This is a genomic window from Streptomyces sp. SID9727, from assembly GCF_010550605.1.
Taxonomy (GTDB): domain Bacteria; phylum Actinomycetota; class Actinomycetes; order Streptomycetales; family Streptomycetaceae; genus Streptomyces.
The window spans coordinates 21401-35558 of the sequence record NZ_JAAGNI010000356.1 but is presented as its reverse complement, the minus strand read 5'-3'; the positions used below and the strand labels follow the sequence as shown (position 1 = coordinate 35558).

The following is a 14158-nucleotide window of genomic DNA, read 5'->3' as shown; positions in this document are numbered from 1 at the left end:
TGGATCACCCTGGGTGACAATGAACCTTTCCATCCTCACTTTGACCTGGTCAAATGCAGGATGAGGACAGTCCGGACGAGTGCGGTGATGCGTGTGGTCGAGCACCGAAGATTGCGGAGGAGTCTCTAGTGCCGCATCAGACAACGTTCGCGCTGTAGCACCGCTGAAAGACTCGTCGAAATAGTCCCTCCGCCGCAGCTGAGGGTTGCCCCAATCCGCCCCTTGACGGCTGGCTGGGCGGACGCCGGCTCGGGGGCTGGGATGGGTGGCTTGCCGGTGACCACCAGGGCTCGCAACAGCCCTTCTCAGTCGTCGCCGTAAGCCGAGTGACCTGGTCCTTTGTCATTCTCGCTCCTATGGTCGACATCGGTCGAAAGGGGGGCGGATGGACCGGACCGTACGCACTGTTGAGGACGTTCTCGCGCTCCTGGACGGGCTCTTTGCATCTGAATCCGGGGCTGGCCGGTTGGCGACGGGTGACGGCGAGGACTTCTGGGACCGCATCTATGCCGACCGCTCCAGGCCGGTCCCGTTCTTCGTGTCGAAGCCGGACGAGAACCTGGCCGCCTGCCTCGACCAGGGCCTGATTGCTCCCGGCCGGGCCCTGGACCTGGGATGCGGACCTGGCCGCAACGCCGTGTACCTGGCCTCGCAGGGCTTCGAGGTGGACGCTGTCGACCTCTCCCCGATGGCCGTCGCCTGGGGTGAGGAACGGGCTCGCGAGGCGGGAGTGGGCATCCATTTCCTGTGCGGTGACGCTTTCGCTCTCCCCGCTGCCGAGTTGAGCGGCCCGTACGACCTGGTCGTCGGCTCAGGGTGCTTCCACCACCTGCCGCCCCACCGCCGGGTCAGCTACCTGGCCCTGCTGGCCACGAAGTCCAGGGCATCCAGAGCCTTCGGGCACGTGCTCAAGTCAGGGGTATGACCTTGCACGAGCTCCTCGTGCAAGTCGGTGAGTTCCTGCAGACAGGCACGGAATCGGTCGGATCCAGAAGCCTGGGCGACCTGCTGGATTCTCACGATGGCCTGGGCGACACCGTCGATGGTCAGTGCCTCTCGCATCATGCGTCCTCCATCCCGTTTCGCTTCGCTGAGGATCCTCCGGAGTCCTCTGGTGGGCCGCCTTGTTGCCGCGGGGGATTCTTGCGCAGTGGGAACAGCCGCATCGAGACGGCCGCCGCCGTCCCGGTGACCCGTGCCTCCGGCCGCAGCCGAGTCGTAGTCGCCAGGGCCGTCAAGAACCAACGCCTGGCCTCAGCCGGCTACATGTGGAGCTTCGCCGCCCTGCGCTCACACGAACCGCGTGAGCACTACGACGGCCGAGGCGCCAGCGGCGAACGGCATACCGCGGCCCTGCGGAACCTGTTCAACAAGCTCCTCGGCTGCCTCTACCACTGCCTGAAGACCCGCACCCTCTACGATCCCGAGCGGGACTTCGCGCACTCCCTCGCGCTCGTCGCCTGATCGCCTGCGCGATCCCCATGGCTTCTGACACACCCTGGGGACGGCTGGCAGGCCCGCTGGAGAGCGGCCGACGCCGACCGCGGTAAGGACTGGACCGAACAGTTGCTTGCCCAGACCGACAACGGCCACAGTTACCAGGGGCGCCGCTCCACGCTGCTGAGCGGCCTGAACAGCATGTTTATCAGCCGCATCGTGCTACCTGACGACGAGTTCTTGCGCGGCTACAAGGCCATGGCGCTGTTCAAAGACATCCAGCGCATGTTCCCACCGGGGACGCTGGAGCACATACACCGCCACGGCAGCGGGCTGGGCATGACCGGCCGACACGTCGACGAGGGCCTGCGCGTGATCTCCAAGATGATCCTGTACACCGGCCGCGACCTCGCCCAGCTTACCGCTGAAGACGTCTTCGAGGCCCGCGCGTGGGACGCCGGGCCATCGGCTACTCCTACGACGGCACCCACAGCGCCTGGGACTTGCTGCGCGGCGCAGGGGTAATCCAGTCCAAGGACACCCTGAAGGACGCGCTGCGGCACGGCCAGCGACCCACCGCCGAGCTAACGAGCTCGTGCACGGTAAGCGGTGGGACGTCGAGCGCGGATCGGCGATCATGGTTGTGTGGTGGGGAACGCGACTCGCAGAGCTGCCGTGGTCCGGGGCCGGCCAATGCCAACCCGCCCCGGACCACGGCATCACTCGAACGAGTGCATACGGAGCAGCGAAGCTGACGGCAAGGTGCGGTGACCTGGGCCGACGGACGGGGGACGGAACAATCCCGTTGCCCGCCTTCCCCGTCCGGTTCCCTCATGGAGGGCGTGAGTTCTTCCCTTACCTCGCCGCCCGTCGCCGGCGCGGGCCAGCCGCCCATGATGCGCCTGGCCTCCGACCAGCACTTCGAAGCGAGCGCCAACCTGTCCACGGCCGCGATAGCGCGCCGGCTGCCCCGCACGCTACCTGCTCGACGCCGCCGCCCGCGCGGCCGCGGCCCGGCTCGCGCCCAAAGCCGTACGCGAAGCCGACCTCCAGGTCATCACCGCCGCCACCGCCGCCGAACTCGTCGCCTACGAGGACCCGGACTTCGAGGACGCCCACGCCGCCGCCTTCGGCGGCGCGGAGAAGACCGGCGACCTCATCCTCGACGCCCAACTGCTGACCTCCGCCGCAGCCCAGATGGCCGCCGCAGCGACCGTCGTCACCGTCCTGCACCCGGTGATGCTCCCTCTGCTGGTCCTCTCCGTCGTGCCCTGTGCGTGGGGCGCCGTACGCGGGGCGCGGATCGAGCACGCCGCCCACCACCGCAACCTCGCCGACTCCCGGCTGCGCAACGTGTTCGCTCCTACACCACCGAGCGGAACACCGCCGACGAGGTCCGGGCGGGCACCTGGCTGGATTCCTGACCCGGCAGTACCGGATCGTCTCCGGCCGCCTGGAAGCCGAACAGCTCAAAGCGACCCGGCAGGCACTGGTGGTCCAAGCCATCGGTGACGCGCTCACCGCGGTGAGCACCGTCGTCACTTGGGCCGTGCTCGTGCTCCTGGTGGCCAGTGGCCGCATGGAGCTCGCGGTCGCGGGGACCGCCGCTTTGGCGGTGCGGACCTCGGGAGCGGAGCTCGCCACGACGGTGCGGGCGGGGGCTCGGCTGTTCCGTACCTCGCTGTCCCTGGACGACTGGGCCCGTTTCCTGGCCGTGGCCAAGCCGTGGACGACCCGGCGCGGCACCGCGACCGTCGCCGAGGACGGGCCGCAGGTCATCACCGCCAAGGGCGTCTCCTTCACGTATCCCGGTGCCAACGCGCCCGCGCTCGACGGCATCGACCTAGACCTCAAGCGCGGCGAGGTCATCGCCCTCGTGGGCGAGAACGGCGCCGGCAAGAGCACCCTCGCCCGCATCCTGACCGGCCTATTCCTCCCCACCAGCGGGTCTGTGCGGTGGGGCGGGGTGGACCTGGCGGACGCCGACCCGGCCAAAGTGCTCGCCCAGGTCGCGCTCGTCCCGCAGGACTACACCCGCTGGCCCTTGGCCGCCCGCGAGAACATCACCCTCGGCCAGCCCCGCCCCGAAGGCGACACCGCCGTATACGCCGCCGCCGAGGCGGCCGGCGCCGACAGCGTCATCTCCGCCCTCCCACACGGGCTGGACACGTCGCTGGCTCGCTCCTGGTGGGGCGGACACGACCTGTCCGGCGGGCAGTGGCAACGCGTCGCGGTCGCCCGAGCCTTCCCCCGCGACGCCCCCGTCCTCGTGATGGACGAACCGACCGCCGCACTCGACGCCCGCGCCGAACACCGGATCTACACCCGCCTCAAGGCCCTCGCCGCAGGCCGGGCCACCATCTTCATCACGCACCGGCTGGCCAACACCCGCCTCGCCGACCGGATCACCGTCCTCGACCATGGCCGGATCTCGGAGACGGGCACCTACGACGAGCTGATCGACCAGGCCGGAGGCCTCTTCGAGATGCTGAAACTCCAGGAGGACCGGGACTGATCCGGCCCTGCTACCGCGAGCGCGAGCCCGTACGCTCCGGGCACCCGGGAGGGCCACGGCGAAGAAGACCACAGATCGAAGAGGACGACGAAGAAGCGTTCCGCTTCCTGACCCTGCCCCGGTCGAACGGCGTCGCAGTATGCCGACCGACGGAACCCAAAAGGACCTCCCATATAGGCGTGAACGTCAGCAGCCGCACAGCCGGGTGCTCGCCCTGCCACTGGCCGAAGGGCACGTTGCCCATTGCGTCGGGCTCGGCGCGCGCCAGGGTCTGCTCCACATCGCGGGTGCCGATGACCACGTCATGGCCGAGCGCGCTGAGGCGGCCCGCGAGAGCGCGTCCGAACATGCCGGTGCCCAGAACAGCGATCTTCATGAGGTTCTCCTCGAACGGTTTCACATGGATGACCGGCCCTCCCGGGGCATGAGGCCCGCGGCCGGACCCCGAAAACCGGGGCGCGTTCTATGCAACGGGAGACGGCCGTAACGAGGGAGCCTGCGCTGTGAGGGGTACTGGCAGGCCCCCCACGCCGCCGTCCTCGGGTGCTCGCGGCCCCGGCGGGAGCAGACGCGTCAGGGCCCAGTGCATGGGCAGGATCCGGCGGCGCGGTATCACCCCCGCGGCGGCGCTGCGGCGGCCGGACCAGCCGTCTCACGAAGCGCACCGCCTGCATTCATGCGCCACCTTCGACCAGGTCTCGGAGGCTGCAAAACGCACGAGCGCCGCCCCGATGCGTAACCGGGTGCGGCGCGAGCCCGAGAAGCTCTCGGGCTTTCGATGAGGCTGCGGCTTCGCAGTCACAGGGTGCGCACGGCGTTCGGCCGGCTCCGTGGTGGTGCACGGCTGCCGGTGCCAGCACACCAGGGCGACGGTTCAGCCGTTGACGAGGCGCTGGGCGACGGCGCTGTCGGCGGCCTGGGACATCCCGGCCAGCTTTCCGTCGCGGACCGTCCACTGTTGGATGAAGCGCACGGGCTCCGAGACGCCGCTCTTGGCCGGGCGGTAGTGACCGACCACGAACACACGGGCATCGCCCGAGGCGTGGTAACCCTCGACCTCGGTGTGCCACGAGTCGAACTGCGGCATGAGCTTGCCGAAGTAGTCGAAGACGCCTTCCACGCCGTGGTAGACGCCGCCGCAGGGGAAGCCGGGCGTGACGTCCCAGAGGAGGTCGGCGGAGGTCAGCTCCTGGATGACGGCCGCGTCGCCACCTGCTTCGCACAGACGGCGGACCAGCGCGGTGTTCGATGCAGCGGACATGATGGTTCTTACTGAGAGTGATGCGCGAGTAGGTGATTCGGGGAGGGTTCTGTCACTAGGGCAGGTGCTTGCCGTCCCGGAAGAAGAAGCCGGTGGGGCCGTCGTCGAGCAGGGTGGCGGCCCAGACGACGCCCTTGGCACCGTCGGCGACAGGGCGGGCCCATCCCTCGGAGCCCGGGCGGGTGGCGGTGACTCCGGGGCACACGGCGTTCACGAGGACGTTCGCGTCCTTGAGCTCCTTCGCCAACTTGATCGTGAGCCCGTTGAGTGCCGTCTTGGTCAGGGCGTAGGCCGTGATCGGCATCTCGCCGAACCGGCCCATCTCGAAGCCGGGGTAGTTGACCAGCCCGTAGTTGGGCTTCCAGAACGACCCGGCACCGCTGGACACGTTCACGATCCGGCGGTGACCGCCAGCGGCGTGGGGGGGCAGCATCTGCTGGGTGACGCTCCAGGTGCCGACGACATTGGTCTGGAACTTGAGCATCAGCTCGTCCAGATCCTTGTCCGCGCAGCGCCGTTGCGGGCTTGGCGCCGCCCTCGTCGGTGTCGGCGCGGCGCAGCCGCTTCGACAGCGTGATCGGGTGGACGCCGAAATCGGCAGCGATCTATTCCAGCGTGACGCCGGGCTCGCGATTGCGCGCGACCCGCCCGACGTCATCGCGTAACTCTTTCGGATACGGCTTGGGCACTGCAACATCCTTCCAGGCCGCCTCTCAGCAAGCCAGGTCAAGGTGTCACCTATCCGTGCAGCAGTCCGTCCCTCTTCCCCATGCACCAATCAACGAGCGATCAAGCCGACGCTTCAGCGCAGCCAACACTCGATCATCGGCCACTTTGAAAAGGCTCAGTCCTGGGGGATTACGGCGACCGGGGCGGGGGAGTGGTGCAGCACGGCGTGGGTGACGTGCCCGATGCGTGGTTCGTGCGGCCAGTAGCGGTTGGTCCGGCGGCCGACGGCGACCAAGGAAGCGTGGGCTCCGGCATCCACCAGGTGACGCGCCGGTGATCCGATCTCGCTACGCACGTCCACGGCCACCCGCGGATACTGCTCCGACCAGGGTGCGAGCAGGGACCGCACCATGCTCATTCCCTCCGCGGCGATGTCGGCGCGCCACCGCAGGTCTCCGCCGATGCCTTGTACGTAACCGACCGGCGGGTTCCAGCAGTAATGGATCTCCACGCCGGCCGAGCGCACGGCTGCCGCCTCGAAGGCGAAGCGCAGCACGCATTCCGTGGTTGGTCCGAGATCGATGCCGGCGACGACGGGAGCCTCTTCCCCCGCACCGTCCGCTACGGGGCCGGGCGCGGCCGGGTCCGGGCGGACGAGGACGACGGGCCGGTGGGCGTGGGCGACCGTGGCCATGGCGACCGAGCCCAGGATGAAACCCTTGAGCGCCCCGAGCCCGGCGGTGCCGAGCGCGAGGAGTTCGGCACCTGATGAGGCCCCGCAGAGCATCTCGGGCGGCGGCCCCGTGAGTTGATCGGCCTCGATCACCAGGTGCGGATACCGCTGCGCCAGCCGCGCCGCCGCTTCGCCGGGCAGACGCCGCGACCATTGCTCGGGTGTCTCCGTCCCCGAGAGAGGAGCGTGCGAGTAGGGCTGCCACTCCCACGCGCTCACCAGGCGCAGCGGGCACCCCCGCAGGACCGCCTCGTGGGCACCCCAGTCGGCAGCCGCGTCGCTCGCCCGGGTTCCGTTCAGTCCGACGGTCACTGGTCGTGTCACGACATACCTCCGCCAACGCTCGTACGGCCGGATGCCCCGACTAGTCATGATTCCGGGCTTACGGCTGCAGCGCATGAGCCGATGAGTACCCGTCCAGGACCCGTTCGGCCCCTCCCGGGCCCCCGGCGCCGGTGCGAGCGTGGCAGGAGGACCCCTGCGGTGGTGGAAGGAGGCGGGCCCGATGTGGTTGCCTGTGGTGGTGGGTGTCGACGGTTCCGACCCCAGCCTCGAAGCCCTGGACTGGGCTGCCGACGAGGCCGTCCGGCACGGCCTCCCGCTACGAGTCGTACACGCGTCCCTGTGGGAGCGGTACGAGGGAGTGGTGCCGGCCTGGACCGTCGAGCGCCCCACTGGCCAGGTGCTCGCGGAAAACATTGTCGCCGTTGCGGCCGAGCGGGCCCGGCGCCGTGCGCCGGACCTGGATATCAGCGCGGAGGTGCTGGCCGAGGACGCGGCCGGCGCGCTGCTGCGGGAAGGAACGGAGGCCGCGGCCGTCGTCGTCGGCTCCCGGGGGCGCAGCGGGTTCGCTGACCTCCTCCTCGGGTCCGTCGCCCTCGTCGTGGCAGCACGGTCCCGGAGTCCGGTGGTCGTGGTCCGGGGAGACCGGCACGCCCTGGAGTCACGGCACGGACGTGTCCTGCTCGGGGTCGGGGAGCACGACGAGCACTCGCCCGCTCTCCCCTTCGCGTTCCGCGAGGCGGCCGCACGGGAAGCGGAACTCGACGTGGTCCGCGTCTGGCGCCACCCGGGCCATGAACCCGCCGCGCACCCGCTCTTGGCGGGCGGCGGGGCGGGCCACTACGAGGGAAGGGCCGCCGAAGAGCTCGACCGGGCACTTGAGCCCCTGGCCCGCGCGTACCCCGGGGCCCGGCCGCGCCCGAGCACGGTCGAGGGCGTGCCCCACCGGGTGCTGACGGAACGGTCGGCGGCAGCGGACCTGCTGGTCGTCGGAGCGCGACGCCGGGAAGGGGTTGTAGGGCTGGAGCTGGGCCGGGTGGCCCACCGCTCGCTGCATCACGCCTCGTGCCCGGTCGCCGTCGTTCCGCACAGGGCTCCGGCGGCAGACGCCGAAACGGGAGCGGAAGGAGACGCATGATGAGGGCGACCCGTGATGGGCACGGAGCGGGAGATCTTGGGCGTCGCGCGGCCGCCCGGCGCGCCCAGCTCGGTCTGTCCCTGGAGGAAGTGGCAGACCGGGCGGGCTCCACGCCGAGCTACCTCGCCTACGTGGAGGAGCAGGTGCCTTCTCCGGGACCTGCTTTCCTCGTCCGGCTCGCGGATGCACTGGAGACGACCGTGCAGGACCTTGCCGGGTTCAATACGGACCTGCCGCAGGGAGGGGCGGCACCGGGCCACCATCCGCGGATGGAGGAACTCGACGAGGCCGAGTGCTGGGCACTGCTTGACGGCCACGGTATCGGCCGTATCGCGCTGGCGGGGACCGAAGGCCCCGTCGTCTTCCCCGTGAACTACCAAGTCGCGGACGAGCGGATCGTGTTCGTGACCGCCGCCGAGTCGGGACTCGCGCAGGCGTCATCGGCCGGCACCGAAGTCGCCTTCGAGCTGGACCGGCTGGACGAGGCGTTCAGTCAGGGGTGGAGCGTCCTGGCCGTCGGCTCGACCCGTACGCTCCCGGCCGGGCCCGAGTCCGAACGCGTGCGGAGCATCATGATCTCCGGACCCTGGGCAGGGGACAGTCGTACGACGGTGGTGACGCTTTCCCCGCGACGGCTCACCGGGAGGCGGATCCTGGTTCCCGGCGCGCCCGGTACTGCCACGCCCGCCCAGAGTACGGACGGAGGCTGACGGCTGGCCCAAGACAGCGGCCGAGGCCCTCGGACTCGGGGTCCGAGGGCCTCGGCGTGTCGTCGTGCTGTGTCGATCACGTGAGCGGCACGATCACGACCGGGGCCGGGCTGTGGTGGATGACGGCTTGGGCGACGTGCCCGAGGTGCGGTCCCAGCGGCAGCCGGCGGGAGCGACGGCCGACGACGACCAGTTCGGCGTCGCGGGACGCCTCCACCATCTGGAGCGCGGGCGAGCCCACAACCGCCTTGGCGGTGGCCTCCACCTCCGGGTACCGCCGGTGCCACGGCTCCATCAGGTCAAGCAGCGTACGGGTCAGGTGCTCGCTCTGGTCCACGCCGAGCGCCGGGTCCATGAGCGCGGCATAGCCGTACGAGGCCGGCAGGGTCCAGCTGTGCAGGAACCTCAAGTCCAGGTTCCGGCGAGCGGCCTCCTCGAAGGCGAAGGCGAACAGCGCGTCGGGCGCGCGATCGACGTCCACGCCCACGAGCATGCCGCCCGGCGCAGCGATCCGTTCGTCCTGCGCCCGCACCAGCACGACCGGGTTCAGAGCGGCACCGACGACGGCGAGCGAGACCGAACCCGCGAGGAAGCCGGTCATCCTGCCGAGCCCTCGCGATCCGAGGACCGTGAGGTCCGCCGTGTTCGCGGCAGCCGTCAGCTCCTCGGCCGCCCGCCCCTTGCTCTGCGCGACGGAGACCTCCATACCGGCATGCTCGGCGCGCAGGCGGTCTGCGGTCGCCCGGAGCAGTCCCTCGGCACGTTCGGCCGCCTCGGTGAGCTGCGCCAGCGGGATCTCCGGGTTGGCGGGCAGTTCCTCGATGTGCACCAGGGCGAGCGGCACCTGCCGCACCCTGGCCTCCTCGGCCGCCCACTCCACGGCGGCGAGGCTCTCATCGGAACCATCGACTCCGGCGATGACCTGTGCTGTCATGACGCACCTCCTCGTGCGGGACCACACAACTCAGCCTGCCTTTCCCTCCGCCCGGCCAGCAGGGCCGAGCAGGTCTCGATCGGGCCCGAACGGCCCATCCCCGCCGGTGCACGACGCTGCGAACGTGGAAGCTGCCGTTCCCCAGAACCGCCACCCGGCCCCGGGGCGCACCGTCGAGGAGAAGCCATGAGCAGCGCGATAACCGCTCGTACGGGCCGACTCCGAGAACCGGGCAGCGACGTCGTAGTGGGCGTCGACCCCCGCAGGCCGTCCGTGCCCGCCCTGTTCTGGGCCGCCGACGAAGCCGCCCGGAGGGGCGTCCGGATCCGCCTGGTGGCAGCGGTGCAGGGCGGCCCCCACCTCATGGGCGACGACCTCCCCGGGCACAGCGCCCGGCGCGCCCGCGCCGCGTCGGCCCTCGCCAACGCCGAGGACTTCGTACGCGAACTCCACCCCGACCTGTCACCGGCGACCGAACTGATCGACGGGCCGCCGGTCACCGTGCTGCGCGAGCGGGCGGCGGACGCGGCCCTCCTCGTGCTCGGCGCACGCCGCGCGCACCGACCCGCCGAGGCCCTCACCGAGGGCTTGGTGGTGCCGTCGCTTGCGGGGCGCGCGGACTGCCCCGTCGTTGTCGTACGGGCCCCGGAGCACACACAGGTCCATCCCCGCACCGTCGCCGTCGCGGCGGACGACACCCCCGAGGGCCGGGCCGCCGTCGCCTTCGGCGTGCGGGAGGCGCAGATGCGCCGGGCCCGCCTCAGGGCCGTACGAGTGCTGCCGCCCTCCGCATCGGCTTGCGGTGACGAGGACGCAGCCCGGCGGAGGCTCTCCGAGTTCGAACGGACCTGGACGGAGCGTCACTCCGGGCTCGACATCGTTGCGGAAGTCCTGAACGGGCGGCCGGTCGAACAGCTCGTACTCGTCTCACAGTCCGCTCTCGCGCTGGTCGTGGGCCGTCCACTGGGCGGGCCCGGTACCGCTGACCGGCTTGGTCCGGTGATCCAGGGCCTTCTGCGCCACGCGGAGTGTCCGGTCATCACCGTACCCACTCCACCACTGCGAGCCGACCGGCCCCCGACCGAGTCGGCGCCGGGGCTGCTCAGCCCCTCGTGAATGAGCCGTCCGGCCCCCCGCCCGACCCCGCACGGTCGCTGTCCCGGCCAGGGGCGGGTGGAACGCTGGAGGAACGGGGCACGGAACCATCCGTCCCGTGCCCGATCCGTATGCCGGGAGTTCCCGGCGGGAACGAGGGGCAGTGCCATGGCGGAAAATAGGACAGGACACAGCAGACACCGGTTCGCTCCGGACTTCGACGACTGGTTCGGCAGGGGGTTCCCGGGACTGCCCGGCTGGCGTCCGGGCAGCGCACCGCACTCCATCCCGGTCGAGGTCACCCAGCAGGACGGCGTGTACGTGCTGCGCGCCGAACTGCCCGGGATGGAACTCGAGGACATCCACGTCAGCGTGGATGACAACCTCGTCACCGTGAGCGCGGAGCACGACGAGACGGACCAGGACAAGGAGCACTCGGAGTTCCGCTACGGGTCGTTCCGCCGCACCGTCCGCCTTCCCGACGCGGTCCCGGCGGACCGCATCGACGCCACTTACACGGACGGCCTCCTGACCGTCCGCGTTCCGATGCGGGGCCGGGAGCAGAAGCCCGGACAGATCGTTCCTGTCAGGCGCGGCCATACGGAGGACACAAGAGGGGCAAAGTGACGGCGGACCCGTGCTGACCACCCGCGTGAGCGGGTGGCGACGATGAACGGCCATTTCAGCGGACATGCCGGACCGGGATCTCAGGATGCCGGCGCCCCGCCGTCGTACGATCCCAGGGAGCCGCTGCCGCGGCTGCGGCACGAACTGGCCACCGGCCCCGAGGGCCTTTCGGCCCGGGAAGCGGCCCGTCGTCTCGCCGTCCACGGCCCCAACGAGGTGCGTAGCCGACAGCAGTCCTCGTTCGTGCGAGAAGTAGCTGGGCAGCTCACCCATCCCCTGGCCCTGCTCCTGTGGGCCGCCGCCGCGCTCGCCTTCGTCGCGGACCTGGCGGTCCTCGGCTGGGCGATCCTCGCGGTCGTCGCCGTCAACGCGACCTTCGCCCTCCTCCAGGAGCGCCAGGCAGAGCGGGCGGTCGAAACCCTCGCCCGGTACCTCCCCGAACGCGCACTCGCCGTACGGGACGGCCGTCCGCTGACCATTGAGGCCCGCGACCTGGTCCCGGGCGACGTGATCGTCCTGGACGAGGGCGACAAGATTCCTGCCGACGCGCGAGTGATCGAGGGAGGCGTCGAAGTCGACCTGTCGATGCTGACCGGAGAGTCCGTGCCCGCCGAACGGATGGCGGCCGAAGCCGTCCTCGGCGTCCCCCTCAGCGAAGAGCCCAACCTGGTCTTCAGCGGCACCACATGCGTCGAAGGCCAGGCAACGGCGATCGTCTTCGCCACCGGTGCCGGCACCGAACTGGGGCGCATCGCCGCGCTCAGCAGGCGTATCCGCCGCGAGGCGAGTCCGCTCGAGCAGCAGGTGAAGAAGGTCGCCTGGCTCATCGCCGGCGTGGCGACGGGCATGGGCGCGGCATTCCTCGCCGCCGGGGTGGCCGTCGGACTCCCCGTCACCGACTCCCTGATGTTCGCCATCGGGCTCCTCGTCGCCAACGTCCCCGAAGGGCTGCTGCCGACCATCACCCTCTCCCTCGCGGTAGGGGTCCGCGCCCTGGCGCGCCGTGGAGCACTGGTGAAACGGCTGAGCGCCGTCGAGACACTCGGCTCGACGAGCGTCATCTGCACCGACAAGACCGGCACGCTGACCCGGAACCGTATGACGCTGCGCGCGTTCTGGACACCAGCCGGCGGCGAGGAGAAGGGACCCTGGGAACGGGACCTGGTACGGGCGGCAGCCCTGTGCACCACGGTCACCCGTGAAGCGGACGGTGAGCTGCATGGTGATCCCACCGAATCCGCACTCCTCCTCGGCGCCACGGACCACCACACAGCGGTCGACCCGGAACTGCGGGACGCGCGACGGCGCGCCCACTTCCGCTTCGACCCGCGGCTGCGCCTCATGTCGGTGGTCCAGGCCGACGACATCAGCCGGATCATCGTCAAGGGGGCACCGGAAGCCGTCGTCGACCGCCTGAAACCCGGCTCGCCCACGGAAGAGACACGGGCGGCAGCGCGACGCTACGCCGAGCAGGGAATGCGCGTACTCGCGGTGGCCACGCGCGAGCTCGCCCCCGGCTCCGATCCGCCCACCGACCGCCGGGACGCGGAGTCGGCGCTCACCCTGCTCGGCCTCGTGGCGCTGTACGACCCGCCGCGCCCAGAAGTGAGGGCCGCCGTCGGCCGCTGCCACGAGGCAGGAATCAGGGTGCACGTGGTGACGGGCGACAACGGGGCCACGGCTGCGGCGGTCGCACGCGAGGCGGGCATCGGAGTGCCGGAGCTGAAGGTGGTCGACGCGTCGGAGTCCCTCACGGACGACGAACTCGACCGGGTGCTGAACGACGGCTGCGAAGTCGTCTTCGCCCGTTCCTCGCCGGAGACGAAGCTCAAGGTCGCGGACGCCCTGCGGGCCCACGGGAAGACCGTCGCCATGACCGGCGACGGGGTCAACGACGCCCCCGCGCTGCACCGCGCCCACATAGGCGTGGCGATGGGGCGCTCCGGTACCGATGTCGCCCGCGAGGCCGCCGCCATGGTCCTGACGGACGATGACTTCACCACCATCGTGGCCGCTGTCGAGTCCGGGCGCCGCGTCTACGACAACGTCCGCAAGTTCATCGTGTACATCTTCACCCACGCCACCCCGGAGATCATCCCCTTCCTCGTGTTCGCGCTGACGGCGGGCGCCGTGCCCCTGCCGCTGACCGTTCTTCAGATCCTCGCCATCGACCTCGGCACCGACACCCTTCCCGCGCTCGCCCTCGGCCGGGAGCGTTCCGAGCCCGGTGTCATGGAGCGCCCTCCGAGACCACGGGGGCAGAGAGTGATCTCCCGCGACATGCTCGTGCGCAGCTGGGGCTTCCTCGGTTCGACGTCGGCCGTTCTCGTCATGGCGGGCTTCTTCTACGTCCTGTGGCGCGCCGGCTGGCAGCCGGGCGACCCCACCGGGCCCGGCAGCGCCCTGCACCACGCCTATGTGACAGCTACGACCGCCACCTTCGCCGGCATCGTCGCCTGCCAGATCGGCACAGCCTTCGCCGCCCGGACGGACCACGCGGCACTTCGCGCGATCGGCGTCTTCTCGAACCCGCTCCTGCTTGCCGGAATCGCCCTCGAGCTCGCATTCACCGCTGCTCTCGTCTACGCGCCTCCGCTCCAGCACCTCTTCGGCACCGCCGCGCTCCCGCTGGACGTGGTGCTCCTACTGGCCTCCTTCCCGCTTCTTGTCTGGGGCACCGACGAGTTGCGGCGCGCCCGGCGACGCCGCAGAGGTGCGGGACGCCGGTGATCTGGGCGGGCCCGAGCGGACCCGGAC

General features: G+C 70.6%; 13 protein-coding genes and 2 pseudogenes. 9 read left to right on the top strand and 6 right to left on the bottom strand.

Annotation, left to right across the window (positions count from 1 at the left end; all coding sequences use genetic code 11):
- Positions 1–35: 35 nt before the first annotated feature.
- Positions 36–137: pseudogene (locus G3I41_RS37015) on the bottom strand (IS5/IS1182 family transposase); the annotation flags it as partial.
- A gap of 248 nt (positions 138–385) precedes the next feature.
- Between G3I41_RS37015 and G3I41_RS24245 the strand changes: the two are divergent.
- The 4 genes and pseudogenes from G3I41_RS24245 to G3I41_RS37010 all read left to right on the top strand — a co-directional run.
- Positions 386–868 (top strand): annotated as a pseudogene (locus tag G3I41_RS24245) (class I SAM-dependent methyltransferase); the annotation flags it as partial.
- Between the two features lie 275 nt (positions 869–1143).
- Positions 1144–1464: a hypothetical protein gene (locus tag G3I41_RS24240; protein WP_239081804.1), complete on the top strand. Its 321-nt coding sequence runs from the start codon at positions 1144–1146 to the stop codon at positions 1462–1464.
- A 102-nt stretch (positions 1465–1566) separates the two neighbouring features.
- Positions 1567–1962, top strand: a complete 396-nt coding sequence (locus G3I41_RS24235; protein WP_164402507.1) for a hypothetical protein — start codon at positions 1567–1569, stop codon at positions 1960–1962.
- Positions 1963–2929: 967 nt separating this feature from the next.
- Complete coding sequence (locus G3I41_RS37010) at positions 2930–3952, top strand: ATP-binding cassette domain-containing protein (RefSeq protein ID WP_343242217.1); 1023 nt, start codon at positions 2930–2932, stop codon at positions 3950–3952.
- Between the two features lie 10 nt (positions 3953–3962).
- Here G3I41_RS37010 and G3I41_RS37695 read toward each other — a convergent pair whose 3' ends face one another.
- The 4 genes from G3I41_RS37695 to G3I41_RS24210 all read right to left on the bottom strand — a co-directional run bounded on the left by G3I41_RS37695 (position 3963) and on the right by G3I41_RS24210 (position 6939).
- Positions 3963–4328, bottom strand: coding sequence for an NAD(P)-binding domain-containing protein (locus G3I41_RS37695; RefSeq protein WP_164402506.1), 366 nt, complete (start codon positions 4326–4328; stop codon positions 3963–3965).
- A gap of 498 nt (positions 4329–4826) precedes the next feature.
- Positions 4827–5213: a nuclear transport factor 2 family protein gene (locus tag G3I41_RS24220; RefSeq protein WP_164402505.1), complete on the bottom strand. Its 387-nt coding sequence runs from the start codon at positions 5211–5213 to the stop codon at positions 4827–4829.
- 55 nt (positions 5214–5268) lie between these two features.
- A complete protein-coding gene (locus tag G3I41_RS24215) occupies positions 5269–5697 on the bottom strand; it encodes an SDR family NAD(P)-dependent oxidoreductase (protein ID WP_164402504.1) in 429 nt (142 codons plus the stop codon).
- A 360-nt stretch (positions 5698–6057) separates the two neighbouring features.
- Positions 6058–6939 carry a universal stress protein gene (locus tag G3I41_RS24210; RefSeq protein WP_343242216.1) on the bottom strand — a complete coding sequence of 294 codons (882 nt, stop codon included), beginning with the start codon at positions 6937–6939 and terminating at the stop codon, positions 6058–6060.
- A gap of 181 nt (positions 6940–7120) precedes the next feature.
- Between G3I41_RS24210 and G3I41_RS24205 the strand changes: the two genes are divergently transcribed.
- Positions 7121–8035, top strand: a complete 915-nt coding sequence (locus G3I41_RS24205) for a universal stress protein (protein ID WP_164402503.1) — start codon at positions 7121–7123, stop codon at positions 8033–8035.
- Positions 8035–8745 (top strand): pyridoxamine 5'-phosphate oxidase family protein, encoded by a 711-nt coding sequence (locus G3I41_RS24200; protein WP_164402555.1) that lies wholly within the window; start codon positions 8035–8037, stop codon positions 8743–8745. The genes G3I41_RS24205 and G3I41_RS24200 overlap by 1 nt, the downstream gene beginning before the upstream one ends.
- A gap of 76 nt (positions 8746–8821) precedes the next feature.
- Here G3I41_RS24200 and G3I41_RS24195 read toward each other — a convergent pair whose 3' ends face one another.
- A complete protein-coding gene (locus G3I41_RS24195; protein ID WP_164402502.1) occupies positions 8822–9679 on the bottom strand; it encodes a universal stress protein in 858 nt (285 codons plus the stop codon).
- Positions 9680–9865: 186 nt separating this feature from the next.
- Here G3I41_RS24195 and G3I41_RS24190 point away from each other — a divergent pair, with 186 nt between their 5' ends.
- From G3I41_RS24190 to G3I41_RS24180, 3 genes are all read left to right on the top strand, one after another.
- Positions 9866–10795 (top strand): universal stress protein, encoded by a 930-nt coding sequence (locus tag G3I41_RS24190; protein WP_164402501.1) that lies wholly within the window; start codon positions 9866–9868, stop codon positions 10793–10795.
- A 147-nt stretch (positions 10796–10942) separates the two neighbouring features.
- On the top strand, positions 10943–11401 hold the full coding sequence (locus tag G3I41_RS24185) for an Hsp20/alpha crystallin family protein (RefSeq protein WP_164402500.1): 459 nt from the start codon (positions 10943–10945) through the stop codon (positions 11399–11401).
- Positions 11402–11443: 42 nt separating this feature from the next.
- Entirely contained in the window at positions 11444–14131 is a 2688-nt protein-coding gene (locus G3I41_RS24180) for a cation-transporting P-type ATPase (protein WP_164402499.1), read from the top strand.
- Positions 14132–14158 lie beyond the last annotated feature (27 nt).

Bases quoted from the DNA above. Each gene is read 5' to 3' on its own strand.
- G3I41_RS24185 (WP_164402500.1), top strand. From the start codon at position 10,943: ATGGCGGAAAATAGGACAGGACACAGCAGACACCGGTTCGCTCCGGAC.
- G3I41_RS24220 (WP_164402505.1), bottom strand. From the start codon at position 5,213: ATGTCCGCTGCATCGAACACCGCGCTGGTCCGCCGTCTGTGCGAAGCA.
- G3I41_RS24215 (WP_164402504.1), bottom strand. From the start codon at position 5,697: ATGCTCAAGTTCCAGACCAATGTCGTCGGCACCTGGAGCGTCACCCAG.
- G3I41_RS24180 (WP_164402499.1), top strand. From the start codon at position 11,444: ATGAACGGCCATTTCAGCGGACATGCCGGACCGGGATCTCAGGATGCC.
- G3I41_RS24195 (WP_164402502.1), bottom strand. From the start codon at position 9,679: ATGACAGCACAGGTCATCGCCGGAGTCGATGGTTCCGATGAGAGCCTC.
- G3I41_RS37695 (WP_164402506.1), bottom strand. From the start codon at position 4,328: ATGAAGATCGCTGTTCTGGGCACCGGCATGTTCGGACGCGCTCTCGCG.
- G3I41_RS24205 (WP_164402503.1), top strand. From the start codon at position 7,121: ATGTGGTTGCCTGTGGTGGTGGGTGTCGACGGTTCCGACCCCAGCCTC.
- G3I41_RS24190 (WP_164402501.1), top strand. From the start codon at position 9,866: ATGAGCAGCGCGATAACCGCTCGTACGGGCCGACTCCGAGAACCGGGC.
- G3I41_RS24200 (WP_164402555.1), top strand. From the start codon at position 8,035: ATGAGGGCGACCCGTGATGGGCACGGAGCGGGAGATCTTGGGCGTCGC.